The organism is Nocardioides rubriscoriae (assembly GCF_008087085.1).
GTDB classification, from domain to species: domain Bacteria; phylum Actinomycetota; class Actinomycetes; order Propionibacteriales; family Nocardioidaceae; genus Nocardioides; species Nocardioides rubriscoriae.
The window spans coordinates 13,159-30,341 of record NZ_VIYJ01000003.1 but is presented as its reverse complement, the minus strand read 5'-3'; the positions used below and the strand labels follow the sequence as shown (position 1 = coordinate 30,341).

Below are 17,183 nucleotides of genomic sequence, written 5' to 3'. Positions count from 1 at the left end.
GTGCGTCTCCTGGTCAGGTGGTCTCGTGACGGTTGCTGCGCAACCTCCTCGACCTCCGTGTGGTGGTGGTGGGTGGTTGCTAGGCCGGGAAGGCCAGGGTCTTGGTCTCGAGGTACTCCTCGAAGCCGGCCACGCCCATCTCGCGGCCGACGCCGGACTGCTTGTAGCCGCCGAACGGCGCGTCGGGGCTGAACCACACGCCGCCGTTGACCGCGAGCGTGCCGGTGCGGATGCGCGCCGCCACCGCCGTCGCACGCTCGAGGGAGGCCGAGTCGACCGAGCCGGACAGTCCGTACGCCGAGTCGTTGGCGATGCGCACCGCGTCGTCGTCGCCGTCGTGGGCGATCACGACGAGCACGGGGCCGAAGATCTCCTCCTGCGCCAGGCGCGAGGAGTTGTCGAGCCCGGCGACGACGGTCGGCTCGACCCAGAAGCCGTCCTGGTCGATGACCGAGCCCCCGGTCGCGAACCGGCCGCCCTCCTCGACGGCGAGCCGCAGGTAGGCCTCGACCCGGTCGCGCTGGACGGCCGAGATGACCGGTCCGCAGATGGCGCCGGGGTCCTCGGGCGACTTCGCACCGATCGACTCCATGGTCGCCGCCGCGACCGACACCGCCTCGTCGTACCGGTCACGTGGCACGATCAGCCGCGTCGTGATCGCGCAGCCCTGGCCTGCGTGGATGCATGCGGCGAAGGCGGTCGCGCCGGCGACCGCGGCCACGTCGGCGTCGTCGAGGGCGATCGCGGCGGACTTGCCGCCGAGCTCGAGGAAGACCTTCTTGAGCGTGGGTGCGGCGGCGGCCATGATCGCGCGGCCCGTCGCGGTGGAGCCGGTGAAGGAGACCATGTCGACCCGCGGGTCCGACGACAACTCCGCGGCGACCTCGTTCGACGACGGCGTGACGACGTTGAGCACGCCGGGCGGCAGGTCGGTGTGCTCGGCGACCAGGCGGCCCAGCTCGCAGGCCACCCATGGGGTGTCGGGCGCCGGCTTGAGCACGACCGTGCAGCCGGCGGCCAGCGCCGGGCCGATCTTGGCCAGGTTGATCTGGGTCGGCACGTTCCATGGCGTGATCGCCGCGACCACGCCGACCGCCTCGCGGCGTACGGTCCGGCGGCTCGCGATGCCCATCGGCGAGGCCACACCGAGGTCGGTCTCCCAGGCGTAGGTCTCGGCCAGGTCGGTGACCCACCGCAGCCCGTCGACCGGTACGTCGAACCCGGCGGCCCCCATCATGAAGTCGGGCATGCCGACCTCGGCGCGGGTCAGCGCCCGGAACTCGTCGGCGTGGTCGAGCAAGGCCTGGTGGAGCTGGCGCAGGCAGCGCACCCGCAGCGCCACGTCGGTCGACCAGTCGGTCTCGTCGAAGGCCCGGCGTGCCGCGGCGATCGCGGCCTCCACGTCGTCGGCGCTGCCGTCGGGAGCCCGGCCGATCTCGGCGCCGGTGGCGGGGTTGAGGATCGGGTAGGTCGTGGCCGCACCGACGAGCTTGCCGTCGACGAGCTGCTGCGGGGGCGGGGGCAGGGTGCTCACGAGCGGGTCTCCTCGACTGTGATCAGGTAGTGGCCGGCCTCCACCGGCGGCGGCCAGACGCTCGAGGGCAGGTCGGCGTGGTGGTAGTGCCCGGGCACCCCGTGACCGGCGACCGACATCCGCTCGAGCAGCGTGTCGGGGGCCTTGCCGGCCTTCATGATCTCGACGAACGTGTGGGCGGTCGACGGCATGTCGAACCAGTCGCGCTGCCAGGCGAACTTGAGCATCCCGTCGTCGGGCCCGCCCACCTGCCGCTCGACCCCGAACCACGACCCGCCGATGCCGAGGATCTCGAACTCCTGGCCGGTCCGGTCGTCGACGATGCCCGACTTCTGCTTCCAGAACCCCACGATCATCGCGTTCTTCTCGTCGATCACCGACGCCTGGTAGTCGTAGTGCCAGCCGTCCAGGCCGTCCATCTCGATGCCGATCGCCCAGTCGCGGATCTGGTCGCGCCCCACGGCCATGAAGTGCTCGTCGGGGCTGTACATCCAGCCGTACGACGCGTCCTCGGCGTACCACTCGGCCATCACCCGCCAGTCACCCTGGCGCTCGGCCTCCCGGTTGATCGCCAGCCAGCTCTGCCAGAACTCCTCGATCTCGATCCTGGTCAGGCTCATCGGTCCTCCTCCACGGCCAGCGCCATCGCTGGGCAGTACTGCACCGCGGCCGCGACCTGCGCCCGCTGGGACTCGTCGGGGTGCTCCTGCAGCACCACCACCCGGTCGGCCTCGCCGTCGTACCCGAACACGTCGGGCGCCTCCCCGGTGCACATCTGGTGGCCCTGGCACAGGTCGAGGTCGGCGGTGACCTTCATGCGGCACTCCCCACGGTGGTTGAGGTGCGAGCGAAGCGAGCCTCGAAACCACCTGGCTGACGCTCATCTCCACAGGCCCGCGATCGCCGGTTGCCGCCAGCAGCCCCGGCGTCCGAGGTCCCGGCATGGCCTGGACCTACATCCTCATCTGCAGCGACGACAGCTACTACGTCGGCAGCACCGTCGACCTCGAGCGCCGGCTGCGGGAGCACAACTCCCCCGACCTGGGCGCGACCTACACCCGACGGCGACAGCCGGTGCGGCTCGCGTGGGCCGCTCAGTTCGACTCGGTCGCGGCAGCGTTCGCCTTCGAGAAGCGTGAGCAGGGATGGGGGCGCAAGAAGCGTGAGGCCCTCATCCGCGGCGAGTACGACGAGCTCGTCGCGCTCGCGCGTCGCGAGGCGGTCCAGGACCGCGAGGCTGCGGCACAGGTTGGCAGGGACGGGCCTGGAGGCCTCGAGGCTCGTCGCTAGCGCTCCTCGCACCTCGACCACCGTGGGGCTCATCGGGCCCTCCGGCGGTAGCGGACGCGACAGGGCTGGGCGAGCTGGATGACCATCTTGGAGACGTCGTCGCGGTAGTCCTCGGACGGCTGGGTCATCTCGAAGGTGTAGTCGCGCAGCAGGACCGAGAAGATCGCCTTGAGCTGCATCATCGCGAAGGCGTTGCCGACGCAGCGGTGCTTGCCGGCGCCGAAGGGGATCCAGGTCCAGCGGTTCTGCAGGTCGGCCTGGTGGCCGTCGAGGTAGCGGCCGGGGTCGAAGGCGTCAGGGTCGGGGAAGTCCTCGGCGATCCGGTTGGACACCCGGGGCGAGGCCGCGACCATGGTGCCCGGCGCGATGGTGTGCCCGGCGAGCTCGATCTCCTCCTGCACCACGCGCAGCAGGATGACCAGCGGCGGGTGCAGGCGCAGGGTCTCCTTGAGCGCCGCCTCCAGCCGCGGGATCGAGCGCAGGGCCTGGAACGACACGTCGGACCCGTCGGCGTAGAGGTCATCGAGCTCCTCGACGATGCCGGCCAGCACGTCGGGGTGGCGCATCAGCTCGATGAGCGCCCACGCCGCGGTGCCCGAGGAGGTGTGGTGGCCCGCGAACATCATCGAGATGAAGATGCCGGTGATGTAGTCGGCCGTCATGTCGATCGAGATGAGGACGTCGAGCAGGTCGCGCTCCTCGCGCGGCACGGTCCCACGCTCGACGCGGCGGTCGATGATGTCCTGCACGAGCGCGACCAGGGCCTCGCGGGCGGTGTCGCGGACGCGGAACGACTCGATGTCGAGGTAGGGGTCGACGTAGGCCAGGGCGTCGGTGCCGCGCTCGAGGTCGTGGTAGTGCTGGGCGAAGCGCCCGTCGAGCTCCTCACGGAAGGGCCTGCCGATCAGGCACGCCGACGTCGTGTAGATGGTGAGCTCGGCGAAGAAGTCGAGCAGGTCGATCTCGCCGCTGTCACCCGGTTCGTCGCCCCAGTCGGCGACCATCCGGTTGATCTCGGCCTCGATGGTCGCGGCGTGCCCGCGCATCATGTCGCCCTTGAGGGCCTGGTTCTTGAGCATCTGCTGACGCTCCTCGGGCGAGGCGTCGAAGACGACGCCCTGGCCGAAGATCGGCGTCATGAAGGGGTAGGCCGCCGCCTGGTCGAGGGTCGAGTCGGGCGCGCGGAAGAACTGCTCGTTGGCCTCGGCCCCGCTGACCAGGACGACGTCGCGGTCGGCGAGACGGAAGCGGCCGATGTCGCCGCACTCGTCGCGCACCCGCTGGAACAGCGCGATCGGGTCGACGCGCATCTCGGCGAGGTGGCCGTGGCCGTCGTCGGGGACGGCGTACGACACCTCGGGGATGGCGGTCATGCAGACCTCCGGTGGACGCGGATCGGCAGGCTCGCGAAGCCCCGCACGTTGGTGGAGTGCACCCGCACCGACCGCTCGGTGTCGACCTCGACGCGGTCGACGCGGCGGACCAGCTCGTCGAGCACGATGCGCGCCTCGAGCCGGGCGAGGTTGGCCCCCAGGCAGTAGTGGCGCCCGCCGCCGAAGCTGAGGATCTGGCCGAGCTCGGCCTTGTCGCGACGCACGTCGTACGCCGCCGGGTCGCTGAAGACCCGCTCGTCGCGGTTGGCCGACCCGAGGGACACCAGCAGCTTGGCGCCGGCCGGGGCGGTGCGGCCGTGCAGGTGGACGTCGGCGCGCAGGTGCCGCGCGAGCAGCTGCGACGACGTGTCGTGGCGCAGCGTCTCCTCGACCCACGGCACCAGCAGGGCGTCGGGGTCGGCGAACACGGCGGTCATCTGGTCGGGGTGGGCGGTCAGGTGGTGCAGGGCGTTGCCGAGCAGCTTGGTGGTGGTCTCGTTGCCGGCCACGACCATGAGGAAGAGGAAGGCGATGATCTCGCCGTCGTCGAGCCGGTCGCCGTCGACCTCGGCGGCGAGCAGCGCCGAGGTGAGGTCGTCGCACGGCTGTCGCCGGCGCTCGGCGAGCAGGTCGGCGTAGTAGCCGAAGAGGGTCATCGCCGCCTCCATGCCGGCCGGGGGCACGTCGTGCAGCCCGTCCTCGCGGTGGACCAGCAGGTCGGAGAGGCGGCGTACCTCGTCGCGGTCGGCCTCGGGCACGCCCATCATCTCGGAGATGACGTCCATCGGGAGCCGGCCCGCGAGGTCGGTGATCCAGTCGAGCTCGTCACCGTCAGCGAGGGCCGCGTCGAGGTAGCGGTCGGTCAGGCCCTGCACCTGCGGGGCCAGCTCGCGCACGCGGCGCGGCGTGAAGGCCCGCGAGACCAGCGACCGGACGCGGGTCTGCTCGGGGGCGTCGAGCGCGAGGAACGACATCACCCGGTGGGCGTCGGGGTGCCACGACGAGGCGTCGAGGCTCACGCCCATCCGGTTGGAGTACGTCGCGTCGTCGCGCAGCGCGGCCGCGACGTCGGCGTGGCGCGAGAGCACCCAGAAGTCGTGGACGGGGTTGTGGTGCAGCGGGTCCTCGTCGCGCAGCCGCTGGTAGACGGGGTAGGGGTCGTCCTGGGTCGCGTAGTCGTAGGGGTCGAAGACCAGCCCCCGACCCACCGACGATTCGGACACCTGACTGGACACGTGTCCATTCTGTCTCAACCGGGTGCGTTGTCAAGAGAGCACGGAGCCCGGCCACGCGTGTGCGTGACCGGGCTCCGAGGCTCGAGGGTTGAGTGGCGCGTCAGCCGACGGTACGACGCTGCCGCGCCACGACCTCGCCCGCGCGCACCCACGTCAGGACGACGACGTGACGGCCCGGGCGCAGGGCCGCGCCGAGGGCGAACCGGTCGCTGCCGTGGCGGGTGACCACCGAGGTGGTGTCGACCCGGCGTCCGTCGACGGTCAGGACGACCCGGTCGTCGGCGCGGCCCGGGCACCCGTCGGCCGAGACCGAGGCGGCCGCCGGGCAGCGGTCCTGCTTGTCGAGCGTGCCGTCGCCGTCGGTGTCGGGGCAGCCGGCGCCGGCGCTCGGACCGGCGAGGAAGCGACAGCGGTCGGCGACGTCGGGCACGTGGTCGTGGTCGCGGTCGGCGCGCACGGTGGTGACCTTGGAGGACAGCGAGTAGGTCACCGCGCCCAGGACCTGCTGGGGGTCGACGGTGATCGACAGGTCGCGACGCGCCCACGGCACCGTCACGACGACCTTGCCGCTCTCGGCGACGACCCGCTGGCCCGACCCGCCGTTGACCGAGAGCCCGAGCGTCGACGCCGGGTCGTCCCACGTGAGCGTGGTGGTCACGGTCGCCTGCCGGGGCACGGGCAGCGACAGGTAGTCGCGGCTGTCGACGACGCTGACCAGGCCGACGCCCAGGGTGCTGTCGGACGGCACGAAGGTGCTGTCGCCCGGGGCCCGCAGCGTGACGGTGCGGGTCGTGACCCGGTCGGCCACGGGGGCGTCGCGGGACTCGGGGGCCATCGGCGGGGCGGCCAGGGCGAGACCGCGGGCGTCGGGCACGGCGTCGGTCGTGGTGATCCAGTCGTTGGCGCGCGCGTGCAGCCCGGTCTCGGCGAACACCGTGTAGGGAGCAGTGATCTGCTGGTCGGCCAGGTAGTCGCGCCGCAGGTGGAAGGTGACCTGGTTGTTCGCGAAGTCCCAGCGGGCGGTGCCGGCCGGCAGGTAGTAGCCGGTGCCGTTGTCCATGACCACCGGGACCCCGTCGGTGGTGCCGGTGCCGATGAAGGAGTCGAAGCGGCGGCCCGACACCAGCAGGCTGTACGCCGTCACCGACCCGGCCTGCGCGACCGGCCACAGCCGCGAGACCGACATCGTGGCGTCGACGGCTTGCCGGGTGACCTTCACCTTCACGCCGGTGAGGTCGGTGATCGGCGTGATCGAGTCGGACGTCGCGTCGGCGGCGGTGCCGACGAAGGCGGTCGGGCGGGTGCCGAGCGGCACCCGGGACGCCGTACCGGTGACGCGCAGGCGGCCGTCGCGCACACCGGACCGCCAGGCCAGTCGGGGTCGGGTGGTGTCCCTGGCCTTCGGCACGAAGTCGCCGTAGGAGCCGGGCACGAGGCTGTTGCTCGGCTGCGGGCAGTCGCCGGGCTCGCCGGTCGGTGAGGCGTAGTGGTGGTCGTCGGGGTGCTGCACCTGGAACGCGTTGGCGCCGTCGCCCTCCGGGTCGTTGGGCTCGAGGTGGTCGACGGCGGTGACCTTGCCGTCGCCGTTGACGTCGAGGTAGTGGCTCATCCGCAGGGCGAAACCCTCGACGTCGAGGGTGGAGACGCACTTGCTGATCCCGGGCGGGTCGGTGCTGTAGGCCATGATGTCGTTGGTCGGCGTGGGGCCCCAGGGCCCGTCGGCACCGTCGCCCACGTGTCCCACGGTCAGGCAGTGGCCGAACTCGTGGCTGATCAGGTCGAAGAGCCCGAAGAAGTCCGAGGCGCCGGGCACGGGGTCGACCGCGCCGTTGACGGCGAAGCACACGTTGCCGCCGACACCGCCGCAGTCCTCGACGTAGACGCCACCGTTCTCGCCGCCGTGCTGCTCGAAACCCTGCTTGTGCTGCCAGGCCGCCATGCTGAACGGGTCGGCCACCCGGGCGCACGGCAGGCCCTCGCCGTCGGTCACGCCGAGCTGCGAGACCAGGTTGGACGGGTCGACGCCGATCCCGATGCCGCCGACGGGGTTGCTGGCGACGACCACGATCTCGGGGTCGACCAGGTCGAGCGGCGCCAGCAGCGCGCCCGCCGGGTCGACGGCCACCTCGTGGGTGCGGATCCTCATGTCGAGCCCGCGGTCGAGCCAGCCCAGGTCCATCTGGTCGGCCAGGTAGTGCAGGCCGGCGTTCCACATCTGCACCGCCTGCTCGGCCTGGCGCAGGTCGCGCTCGGCCGCCGGCGAGACCGGCACCAGGATGTCGACGTCGACCTGGGGGCTGTCGAGCGCGTTGAGCCCGACCTTCATGTGGTAGCAGTGGTTGTCGGGGTTGAGCGGGTCACGGTCGAGCACACAACCGGCCGGCAGGTCGGCCTTGCCGTAGTGCGGGCCGACGTAGTCGTCGGACGGGCTGCTCTGGGCCGCAGGGGTGGCGAGGCCGAGCAGCGCGAGCAGCAGTCCGAGGAGGACCAGGAGCGGGCGACGGATCATCACGACCGCTCCAACGAGCGTGTGCGACCGAGGTGACGCGGCCTCAGACCACCGTGAGCGGTAGCGCCCGTCGCGGCTCGAACTCCCACGCGACCCCGGTCGAGAAGCGGGTGACCGCGACCTCGTCGGCCACCGGACGCGCCTCGCCGACCACCACGGCGGCGCGCCACTCGTCGGCGTCGCCGCTCACCTCGACCGAGAAGCGCGGGTCCACCGCGTGCACGGCGGCGTTGAGCGCGGCCGTCCAGCCCGGTCCGAGCAGGCCGAGCCAGCCGCCGTCGTCGTGGGCGGGCGAGCGGCGCACGACGAGAGCCCCGTCCTCGACCCGCGCGTCGACGTACGCCGTCGGGCCGAGCATCGGCAGCAGCCGCAGGACCTCGAGCGCGGCCGTCTGGTCGCTGCCGAGACCCAGGCTGGAGCGCAGGCGGGCGGCGGCGACACCGGCGATCCCGACGAGCTGCTTGCGCAGGATGCTCGTCAGCTGCTCGGCGTCGGCCGCCCGGGCCCGCACGGCTTGGGCGAACGACAGGTCGAGCAGCTGCATCTGCAGGCAGAGCTCGTCGGCGATCCGCACGAGCGCGGAACGGGAGAAGTCCTCGGCCGGGAAGTCCGACATCACCGGCCCGGTGTAGTCGGCGTGGCCCTCGTCGGTCGGGTCGATCGGCGCGAGAGCAGTGCTCGCGGCGACACTCGCCTCGATCGCGGCGAGGCCGGGCAGGTCCTGCGCCTCGGGGTGCTCGTCGGCGATGACGATCGTCCAGTGGCAGACCTTGCCGCCGCGCGGGGCGTCGTACGGCGGGCGGTGCAGGGGGCGTATCTGCGCGCGCCGGTGGGTGGCGACGGCGGTGGCGTCGAAGGTGGGGTCCTCGATGTCGTGGCACATTGCGCGCACGTAGTCCTCGCCCATCGGCGCCACGTCGGCGAGCGCGCCGCAGTGGTCGAGCCAGAACTCCCCGTGCCGGGCGTCGAGCACCTTGAACCGGAAGTCGAGGAACTGGTGCGGTGCCCCGATGTCGAGCTGCAGCCCCTTGAAGATGGTCGGCACGTCGTCGCCGACGAACCCGAGCGCCCGCTGCATCCGCCGGGTGTAGACCGGACTCGCGCAGCCCCACTCCTCGATCGCGATCTGCGCCATCTGCTCGCGGCCGAACGCCGAGATGCACCACGCCATGCCGGACCGGTCGATGAGCTGGCCGATCAGCAGCAGCTCGCGCACCAGGCGGGCGAGCTCGTCGCGGGTGAGGTCGGCGTACTGCGAGCAAGGGATGGACAGGTGATCAGACACGTGTCCAATGTAAGTGGCGGATCGAGCTCGGCGCCACCGGTTCGTATTCGGACTGGCACAACGGGGCGACACGCCGACGGACGGGCGGTCTCGCCCGGCGTGTCGTCCCACTGTGCACGTCCGAGTACGAGCGCGTCCCCGAGTCAAGGCGCCACACTGTCGCCCGTGACCGACGACGCCGTCCTGCGCACGCCCGACGACCGGTTCGTCGACCTGCCCGACTTCCCGTTCGCACCGCACTACGTCGAGGTCGCGGCCGACGGCGTGCCGGGCCTGCGGATGCACCACCTCGACGAGGGTCCGGCCGACGGCCCGGTGGTGCTGCTGCTGCACGGGCAGCCGACGTGGTCCTACCTCTACCGCCACGTCGTGCCGGTGCTCGTCGACGCGGGGCTCCGGGTGGTCGCCCCCGACCTGGTCGGCTTCGGTCGCTCCGACAAGCCGGCACGCCACACCGACTACACCCTGCAGCGGCACGTCGACTGGGTCCGCTCGTTCGTGGCCGCCCTCGACCTGCACGACGTCACCCTGGTCGCGCAGGACTGGGGCGGGCCGATCGGGTTCAGCGTGCTGGCCGCCGAGCCCGACCGGTTCGCCCGCGTCGTGGCCGCCAACACGATCCTGCACACCGCCGACCCCTCGCTCGCGGGACGGCTCACCTGGGCCCTGCACGGCGAGGGCGAGTCGCGGGTGGTGATCGAGCAGGCCCTGGTCGACTACCTCCTCCACACGCAACGCGCGCCGGAGCTCCGGGCGAGCGACTTCGTGGCCGTGAGCGCCAAGGAGCCGCCGTCGGCCGCCGTGCTGGCGGCGTACGACGCACCGTTCCCGGACCAGCGCTTCACCGCCGGGCTGCGCCAGATGACCGCCCTGCTGCCGCTGACGCGGGGCGACGTCGGCGCCCGGATCGGGCGACGCACGATGCGCGCGCTCGAGGCCTGGGACAAGCCGTTCGTGACGGCGTACTCCGACGGCGACCCGGCGACGCGGGGCTGGGACGCGGTCTTCCAGGAGCGGGTGCCGGGCGCGCGGGGTCGCGACCACGTGACGATCACCGGCGCGGGTCACTTCCTGCAGGAGGACGCGGGCGCCGAGCTCGGCCGGGTGGTCGCTCAGGTCGTCGCGACGACCTGAGCCCAGGAGGCCAGCAGGGGCAGAGCCTGCGCGCTCGCCGACCCCGGCTCGACGGTGTAGACGATCAGGCGCTGCTCGGGGTCGTGCGGGGTCGTGAGGGCCTCGATGCCGAAGCTCAGCGGCCCGAAGGCCGGGTGGGCGATCTGCTTGGCCACCGAGGTGCGGTCGGTGACGCCGTGGTCGTCCCACCACCGGGCGACGTCGGGGTCGTGGGCGCGCAGGTCGGCGACGAGCTCGGCCAGCCGACGGTCGTGGGGGTGCCGGCCGGTCTCGTAGCGCAGCGCGCCGACGGCGGCCGCGGCGAAGTCGGCCCAGTTGACGATGCGCTCGCGCGCCCCCGGGTCGAGGAAGAGCCAGCGCAGCAGGGAGTCCCCGGGAGGCAGCGTCGTCCCCAGCACCGCCGGCAGCAGGGCGTTGCGGGCCAGCACCTCCCCGCGGCGACCCAGCAGCAACGTGGGCACGTGGTCGAGCGTGGTCATCAGCCGCAGCAGCCCCGGGTCGGCCTGCTGCTGCGACTCCCACGTGGCGTGCGCGCGGCGTCGTACGGCGGGGGCGGCGAGGTCGCGCAGATGTGCGCGCTCGATGTCGTCGAGGCGCAGCGCGCGGGCCAGCGCGTCGAGGACGTCGACGGTCAGCGTCTGCTGGCGACCCTGCTCGATGCGGCTGTAGTGGTCGGCACTGAGGCCCGCGAGCACCGCGAGCTCCTCCTTGCGCAGCCCGGGCACCCGGCGGGGTCCGGGGAAGGCGTCGATCCCGGCCTGAGCCGGGGTCAGCCGGTCGCGCCGGGAGCGGAGGAACGCCCCCAGGGCGGAACGGTCTGGTCGAGCGGGCACCCGGCCAGCCTACGAGCGCCCCGCCCGGGCTGCCTGGTCACGCCGTGCCCCGGCAGCACTCACCCTGGTGCCGGCTCCCGCGGACCGGTCGACTTGCGGCATGACCACCACCGACCCGTCCCTGTCCCTCGCCGGCCGCCGCGCCGTCGTCACCGGCTCCACCAGCGGCATCGGCGCCGCCACCGTCCGCCTCCTCGCCGCCCGCGGCGCCCACGTCGTCGTCACCGGCCGCGACAAGGCCCGCGGCGACACCGTCGCCGACGACGTACGCCGCGAGGGCGGGTCGGCGGTGTTCGTGCCGTCGGAGCTCACCGGCTCGCCCGACGCCCTGCGCGACACGGCGCGGGCCTGGTCCGACGCGCTCGGCGGCCCCATCGACCTGCTCGTGCACAACGCCGCCCTCTGCCCGCCCGTGGACACCTTCACCCTGACCGACGCCGACCTCGAGGCGACCCTGGCCGTCAACGTGCGCGCCCCGCACGTGCTGACCGCCGCGCTCGCCCTGCCGATGATCGAGGCAGGTGGCGGCGCGATCGTCGTGATCGGCTCGTGGATGGCGACCGTCGGCCACGCGTTCGTCGGCCTCTACTCCGCCACCAAGGCCGCCGAGGAGCAGCTCGCCCGCAGCTGGGCCGCCGAGCTCGGCCCCCGCGGCGTCCGCGTCAACACCGTCTCCCCCGGCGCCACCTGCACCCCGATCAACGCCGACGCCGACGCCGACGAGGTCGTCGCCCGGATGACCGCCGGTACGCCCGCCGGCCGCCCCGGCACCCCCGACGAGATCGCCGCCGCGGTGGCCTGGGTCGTCTCGGACCAGGCCGCCTACGTCCACGGCACGACCATCGCCGTCGACGGCGGCATCACCGCGACCCGCACCGCCTGAGCCCTCCGACGTACGACGCCCCACACGTCGGTCGAAGAGCTCCCGCTGGGGAACGTCACGAGAGCACCCCGTGCACCTGCGGCCGCATGGTCTCGTGACGGTTGCTAGCGCAACCTCCTCGACCACCGTGGGGTGACGGCGTCGTGCGTCGTGAGGTGACGGTCGTCGTACGACGTCACCCCGACGGGGTGGTCACCCCACCCCTAGGCTGGCGCCATGAGCGAGCAGACGATGACCGGCAGGACCGTGCTGGTGACGGGGGCCAGCGACGGCATCGGGGCCGAGGCGGCCAAGGTGCTGGCGGGCAAGGGGGCGACGGTCCTGGTGACCGGGCGCTCGGCCGACAAGCTGCGGCCGGTCGCCGAGGCCGTCGGCACTGAGCCGCTGGTCGCCGACTTCTCCCGCCTCGACGACGTACGCCGCCTGGCCGCCAAGGTGGCCGAGCGGGTGCCGACGCTCGACGTGCTGCTCAACAACGCCGGTGGCACGTTCTCGCCGTCGAAGAAGACGCACGACGGCCACGAGCCCAACTTCCAGGTCAACCACCTGGCGCCGTTCCTGCTGACCAACCTGCTGCACCCGCAGCTCAAGGCGGCGGGCTCGTCGCTGGTGGTCAACACCTCGAGCATCGGCAACCTGATGGGCAAGATCGTGCTCGACGACCTCGACTACGAGCACCGGCGCGCGATCGAGTTCCCGGCCTACGGCACCGGCAAGCTGATGAACATCGTCTTCACCCGCGGCATCGCCCAGCGCTGGGCCGACGACGGCATCGTCTCGGTGGCCGTGCACCCGGGCCCGGTCGGCAGCTCGTTCGGCCGCGACTCGTGGATCGTCGGGCTGCTCTACCGCTCGCCGCTCAAGCGGTTCGCGACCATCAGCGTGCCCGACGGGGCCGCCCCGCTGGTCGCCCTGGTCGAGCGCGGTCCCGACCCGGCGATCGACGGCCACTACTTCAGCCGCTTCACCGACAACGGCCGCGAGAACAAGCAGGCCCGCGACCCGAAGATCATCGACGGCCTCTGGGAGCGGTCCGCAGCGCTGGTCGGCCTTGCCTGAGGGCCACTCGATCCACCGACTGGCCGGCCGGCACCACAAGCTCCTGGTCGGCAGACGGGTGTCGGCGAGCAGCCCGCAGGGTCGGTTCGCCGAGGGCGCCGCGATGATCGACGGCCAGGTGCTGGCCGCCACCGACGCGTGGGGCAAGCACCTCTTCCACCGCTACGACGACTACTGGCTGCACGTCCACCTCGGCCTGTTCGGCCGCTACCCCGACGGGCGCGGCGAGCCGCCCGAGGCCCGCGGGGCGCTGCGGCTGCGCCTGACCACCGGCGACGCCTGGGCCGACCTGCGCGGCCCCACCGCCTGCGAGCTGCTCGACGACGCCGGCCGTGACGCGCTGCTCGAGCGGCTCGGGCCCGACCCGCTGCGCCCCGACGCCGACCCGGCCCCGGCCCGCGCCCGGCTGGCCCGCTCCCGGCGCACGGTCGGCGAGCTGCTGCTCGACCAGGCCGTGCTGGCGGGCGTCGGCAACGTCTACCGGGCCGAGATCCTGTTCCGCCACGGCGTCGACCCCCTGCTGCCCGGGCGCGACCTCGACCCCGCCGTGTTCGACGCGATGTGGCACGACCTGGTCGTGCTGATGGACGCCGGCGTGCGCGCCGGGCGCATCGTCACCACCGAGCCCGACGACCGCGAGCGTCCGCACGGACGGCCGCGCCGGGCCGACTCCACCTACGTCTACGGCCGGGCCGGGCAGCCCTGCCGGCGCTGCCTGACCGTCGTACGACGGGCCGAGCTCGGGGCCCGGACCCTCTTCTGGTGCCCGGTGTGCCAGGCCTGACGCGCACCGCGGTCGCCGAGACCGGAGGGGAGGACGGCCGTCGGGCCGCCCGCACCCTCGCCCGGCGCCTGGTGACCGAGGCCACCGGGCACGCCGACGTGCGGTTCACGCAGGTCTGCGCGCAGTGCGGTGGACCCCACGGGCGACCCACGGTGGTCGGCGGCGACGCGCACGTCGGGTGGTCGCACACCGCGGGGCTGGTGGCCGCCGTCGTCGCCGACGCCCCCTGCGCGATCGACGTCGAGTCGCTCCCCCGCGTGCGCGAGCGCGACCTGCCGCTCGACCTGCTCGCCACCGACGAGCGGGCGTGGGTCGCAGCGCAGCCCGACGCGGCGCGCGCGTTCGCCGAGCTATGGGTGCGCAAGGAGGTACTGGTCAAGCTCGGCGAGGTCACCCTCGACGAGGCGCTGGGCCTCGACGTGCTGGCCGCGCTGTCCGGCGAGCCCGTGCTCGGTCACACGCTCGTGCCGCTCGACGTGACGCCGTACGACGCCGTGGGCGCCTGGGCGGTCGCGGCTACTGCACCGGCAGCGTCGACCCCGACGACGACGCGTAGCCGGTCGCGGGGGTGAGGGTCAGCTCGACCTCGGTGGCGCCGGCCGGGGATGCGGTCGGGAAGTGCAGCATAGTCGTCGACTCCTCGGTCATCTCGTAGGGGACGGTGCCGAGGGTGGTCGAGCCGGCCGTGAGCGTGGCCGTGCCGACGCACCCGTCGGCCCCGGTGCCGCAGCCGAGCTGGACGCCGACCCTGCCCCGGGCGTCCACGGCCGCGGTGGTGCTGATGACGCTGGTGACCGACGGGAAGGTGTGGCCGGTCGGGGTGTCGTCGCCGCCCGGGTCGAAGCAGCCGTCGAACTCGAAGGCCGGGTTGGAGACCTCGCGGCCGCGTGTGTCGGTGAGCGTGAGGTAGCCGGTGAGCTTGGACGGTCCACCCGCGGTGTAGCAGTCGTTGGAGTGCACGTTGAGCTCGAACTTGCCGTAGCCCTCCGAGGGCATCGGCACGTTGGTGTCGGTCCAGCTCATCAGGCACACCCAGGTGGAGCCCGGGCCGACGTCGGCGCTCTGGGCGCCGCCCTTGTCGCACATGGCCTGCGCGTCCAGCGAGGCCGGCGTGACCCCGGTGTGGCCGAGGAGGCGCGCCTGCTCGGCGTAGACGTTGGCGAAGACGACGGGCAACGAGCGCTCGAGACGGGCCCGGGTGACGGTGCTGGAGCCCGGGCCGCCGTTGGCCGCGACGGCGATCGCGCCGAGGCCGACGACCGCGAGCAGCACGGCGAGGGCCACCCCGACCGCGCGCGGGGTGAGGGAGCGGAGCGTGGTCATGGCGGTCAGCCTCCGGTGATGTCGCGACGGCGGAGCAGGACGTACGCGACGGTGAGCGAGACGACGACCCACACCCCGCACACGACGACTCCCTCGACGAGGGGTCCGGTGAAGCGCGGCGCCGTCAGCAGCCCGTGCCACGACTCGAACGACGTGGTCAGCAGGAACGGTCGCAGGCCCTCGATGCCGCCGAGCGAGCCGACCAGCTGCATCACCATGGCGACGACCACCGGCGCGGCGATGCCGACGGCGGGGTTGCGCGACCAGACCGACAGCAGGATCGCCAGGGCGGTGAAACCCAGCGTCGGCGCCAGGACCGTGGCCCAGCTCGCCGAGACGAGCGCGAGCGCCGACGCGCTGGGCACGGTCTGACCCGAGAGGCCGATGACGGGCTGGTGGCCCACGATCAGCAGGGCGGCGGCGATGGTGGAGGCGGCCAGGACCACCAGCACCAGCACGGCGAACGCGCCCGCGACCAGGGTCTTGGCCCAGAACAGCAGGCCGCGGCCGGTCGAGCGGGTGAGCACCGTCTTCCACGTGCCGTGCTGGTCCTCGCTGGCGAAGATGTCGCCGGCGACAATCGCGGTCAGCAGCGGCAGCACCCACTGTGAGGCGAAGCCGAGCACCAGCAGCGCGAGCGCGAAGCCGTTCTCGGTGGCGAACCTCCCGAAGAGCGAGTCCTTGGGCGGGCGCGACTGCGCGCCGATGACCATCACGACCGGGACGGGGCCGAGCAGGGCGCCGAGCAGGACCGCCCAGGCGCGCTTCTGGTGGCGCAGCTTGCGGGTCTCCCACCGCACCACCCCGCCCAGGCCGGGACGGACGGCGGGTGGGGTCGTCACGGCTACCGTGGGGGTCGTGGTGCTCATCGGGCCCCCGTCGTGGCCCCGGCGGGCCGGCCGGCGGCGCCACCGTCCGGGTGGGCCCGGTCGTCGGTTTCGGGCTCGTCGGTGAGCATGAAGAACAGCGCCTCCAGCGGGGTGCGGGTCGGCACGAGGGCCCGCAGCGCGATGCCGCGCGCGCACAGGTCGGCGACGTACGCCGCCGCGTCGGTCTCGGTGGCGGTGACCACGAGACCCAGGTCGTCGCGCAGGTCGACCTGCACGCGTGGGTGGTCGGCGGCGACCAGCAGGGCACGGTCGTCGGCGTCGGTGCGCAGATCGTAGCCCGGCGCCGGGGCCATCGCGCGCAGGTCGGTGATCGAGCCGTGGAAGGCGACCCGGCCGCGCGTCATGATCGTGACGTTGTCGCAGATCTCCTCGACCTCGTCCATGTGGTGCGAGCTCAGCAGCACGGTGAGGCCGCTGGCGGCCAGGCGCTTGACCAGCGCCCGCATGTCGCGGATCCCGGCAGGGTCGAGGCCGTTGGCCGGCTCGTCGAGCACCAGCAGCCGGGGCTCGCGCAGCAGGCTGGCCGCGACGCCGAGCCGCTGCCGCATGCCGTAGGAGTAGCCGCCGACCTCGAGGTCGACCCGGTCACCGAGGTCGACGAGCTCGATGACCTCCTCGAGCAGCCCGGGCCGGACCCCACCGTCGAGCAGCACGAGGCCCTCGAGGTTCTGCCGCCCGGTCAGGTAGGGGTAGAACTTCGGGCTCTCGATGAACCCGGCGACGCCGTCGAGGACGGCGACGTCGTCGTGCTCCCAGGTGCGTCCGAAGACCCGGATCGTGCCGTGGTCAGGACGGATCAGGCCGAACAGCATCCGCAGGAATGTCGTCTTGCCGGCACCGTTGGGCCCCAGGACGCCGTACACCTCCCCCTGGGCCACGCGCACGGTGATGTCGTCGACGGCCCGTACCGTCCCGAACGTCTTGCTCACATCGGTCGCCTCGACGGCCAGCACGTCAGTCACCTCGGGGACGGTAACGACGCCAACCTGCGCGCAACCTGAACGCGTCCCCGCGCTGGTGCCTAGGATGACGCCGGTCCAGCACTCGTCCC

The 17,183-nt window shown here is 72.9% G+C and carries 17 protein-coding genes; 6 read left to right on the top strand and 11 right to left on the bottom strand.

Features of this window, described 5'->3' with window-relative positions:
- Window positions 1-79: 79 nt before the first annotated feature.
- The 3 genes from FZC61_RS06710 to FZC61_RS06700 are packed head-to-tail and all read right to left on the bottom strand — an operon-like array spanning window position 80 to window position 2,351.
- The gene (locus tag FZC61_RS06710) at window positions 80-1,534 is read right to left on the bottom strand and encodes an aldehyde dehydrogenase (RefSeq protein WP_148613401.1); all 1,455 of its coding nucleotides are present in this window, start codon (window positions 1,532-1,534) and stop codon (window positions 80-82) included.
- A complete protein-coding gene (locus tag FZC61_RS06705; protein ID WP_211357141.1) occupies window positions 1,531-2,154 on the bottom strand; it encodes a nuclear transport factor 2 family protein in 624 nt (207 codons plus the stop codon). The genes FZC61_RS06710 and FZC61_RS06705 overlap by 4 nt, the downstream gene beginning before the upstream one ends.
- Window positions 2,151-2,351, bottom strand: coding sequence for a ferredoxin (locus tag FZC61_RS06700; RefSeq protein WP_148613400.1), 201 nt, complete (start codon window positions 2,349-2,351; stop codon window positions 2,151-2,153). Before FZC61_RS06700 ends, FZC61_RS06705 begins: the two co-directional genes overlap by 4 nt.
- A gap of 125 nt (window positions 2,352-2,476) precedes the next feature.
- On the opposite strand from FZC61_RS06700, the gene FZC61_RS06695 reads away from it, so the two are divergent.
- Window positions 2,477-2,824 (top strand): GIY-YIG nuclease family protein, encoded by a 348-nt coding sequence (locus FZC61_RS06695; RefSeq protein WP_148613399.1) that lies wholly within the window; start codon window positions 2,477-2,479, stop codon window positions 2,822-2,824.
- A 29-nt stretch (window positions 2,825-2,853) separates the two neighbouring features.
- Here FZC61_RS06695 and FZC61_RS06690 read toward each other — a convergent pair whose 3' ends face one another.
- From FZC61_RS06690 to FZC61_RS22970, 4 genes are all read right to left on the bottom strand, one after another.
- Complete coding sequence (locus tag FZC61_RS06690) at window positions 2,854-4,197, bottom strand: cytochrome P450 (protein WP_148613398.1); 1,344 nt, start codon at window positions 4,195-4,197, stop codon at window positions 2,854-2,856.
- Window positions 4,194-5,432 carry a cytochrome P450 gene (locus FZC61_RS06685; protein ID WP_246142575.1) on the bottom strand — a complete coding sequence of 413 codons (1,239 nt, stop codon included), beginning with the start codon at window positions 5,430-5,432 and terminating at the stop codon, window positions 4,194-4,196. The genes FZC61_RS06690 and FZC61_RS06685 overlap by 4 nt, the downstream gene beginning before the upstream one ends.
- Window positions 5,433-5,532: 100 nt before the next feature.
- Complete coding sequence (locus tag FZC61_RS06680) at window positions 5,533-7,941, bottom strand: hypothetical protein (protein ID WP_148613397.1); 2,409 nt, start codon at window positions 7,939-7,941, stop codon at window positions 5,533-5,535.
- Window positions 7,942-7,984: 43 nt separating this feature from the next.
- Complete coding sequence (locus FZC61_RS22970; protein WP_246142574.1) at window positions 7,985-9,226, bottom strand: hypothetical protein; 1,242 nt, start codon at window positions 9,224-9,226, stop codon at window positions 7,985-7,987.
- A 165-nt stretch (window positions 9,227-9,391) separates the two neighbouring features.
- On the opposite strand from FZC61_RS22970, the gene FZC61_RS06670 reads away from it, so the two are divergent.
- Window positions 9,392-10,360 carry a haloalkane dehalogenase gene (locus FZC61_RS06670; RefSeq protein WP_148613396.1) on the top strand — a complete coding sequence of 323 codons (969 nt, stop codon included), beginning with the start codon at window positions 9,392-9,394 and terminating at the stop codon, window positions 10,358-10,360.
- On the opposite strand, the gene FZC61_RS06665 is transcribed toward FZC61_RS06670, so the two are convergent.
- Window positions 10,339-11,193, bottom strand: a complete 855-nt coding sequence (locus FZC61_RS06665; protein WP_148613395.1) for a helix-turn-helix transcriptional regulator — start codon at window positions 11,191-11,193, stop codon at window positions 10,339-10,341. The two genes, FZC61_RS06670 and FZC61_RS06665, sit on opposite strands and share 22 nt — an antisense overlap.
- Window positions 11,194-11,293: 100 nt before the next feature.
- On the opposite strand from FZC61_RS06665, the gene FZC61_RS06660 reads away from it, so the two are divergent.
- The 4 genes from FZC61_RS06660 (at window position 11,294) to FZC61_RS06645 (ending at window position 14,491) form a co-directional block, all read left to right on the top strand.
- Window positions 11,294-12,076: an SDR family NAD(P)-dependent oxidoreductase gene (locus FZC61_RS06660; RefSeq protein WP_148613394.1), complete on the top strand. Its 783-nt coding sequence runs from the start codon at window positions 11,294-11,296 to the stop codon at window positions 12,074-12,076.
- A 216-nt stretch (window positions 12,077-12,292) separates the two neighbouring features.
- On the top strand, window positions 12,293-13,135 hold the full coding sequence (locus FZC61_RS06655; protein ID WP_148613393.1) for an SDR family NAD(P)-dependent oxidoreductase: 843 nt from the start codon (window positions 12,293-12,295) through the stop codon (window positions 13,133-13,135).
- Window positions 13,128-13,919, top strand: a complete 792-nt coding sequence (locus FZC61_RS06650; protein WP_148613392.1) for an Fpg/Nei family DNA glycosylase — start codon at window positions 13,128-13,130, stop codon at window positions 13,917-13,919. The genes FZC61_RS06655 and FZC61_RS06650 overlap by 8 nt, the downstream gene beginning before the upstream one ends.
- Window positions 13,898-14,491 (top strand): 4'-phosphopantetheinyl transferase family protein, encoded by a 594-nt coding sequence (locus FZC61_RS06645; RefSeq protein WP_170286009.1) that lies wholly within the window; start codon window positions 13,898-13,900, stop codon window positions 14,489-14,491. Before FZC61_RS06650 ends, FZC61_RS06645 begins: the two co-directional genes overlap by 22 nt.
- On the opposite strand, the gene FZC61_RS06640 is transcribed toward FZC61_RS06645, so the two are convergent.
- The 3 genes from FZC61_RS06640 to FZC61_RS06630 are packed head-to-tail and all read right to left on the bottom strand — an operon-like array spanning window position 14,436 to window position 17,094.
- Window positions 14,436-15,242, bottom strand: coding sequence for a hypothetical protein (locus tag FZC61_RS06640; protein WP_148613390.1), 807 nt, complete (start codon window positions 15,240-15,242; stop codon window positions 14,436-14,438). The genes FZC61_RS06645 and FZC61_RS06640 overlap by 56 nt on opposite strands.
- Before the next feature lie 5 nt (window positions 15,243-15,247).
- Window positions 15,248-16,111: an ABC transporter permease gene (locus tag FZC61_RS06635; RefSeq protein WP_148613389.1), complete on the bottom strand. Its 864-nt coding sequence runs from the start codon at window positions 16,109-16,111 to the stop codon at window positions 15,248-15,250.
- A complete protein-coding gene (locus FZC61_RS06630; RefSeq protein ID WP_148613388.1) occupies window positions 16,108-17,094 on the bottom strand; it encodes an ABC transporter ATP-binding protein in 987 nt (328 codons plus the stop codon). Before FZC61_RS06630 ends, FZC61_RS06635 begins: the two co-directional genes overlap by 4 nt.
- Window positions 17,095-17,183: the final 89 nt, after the last annotated feature.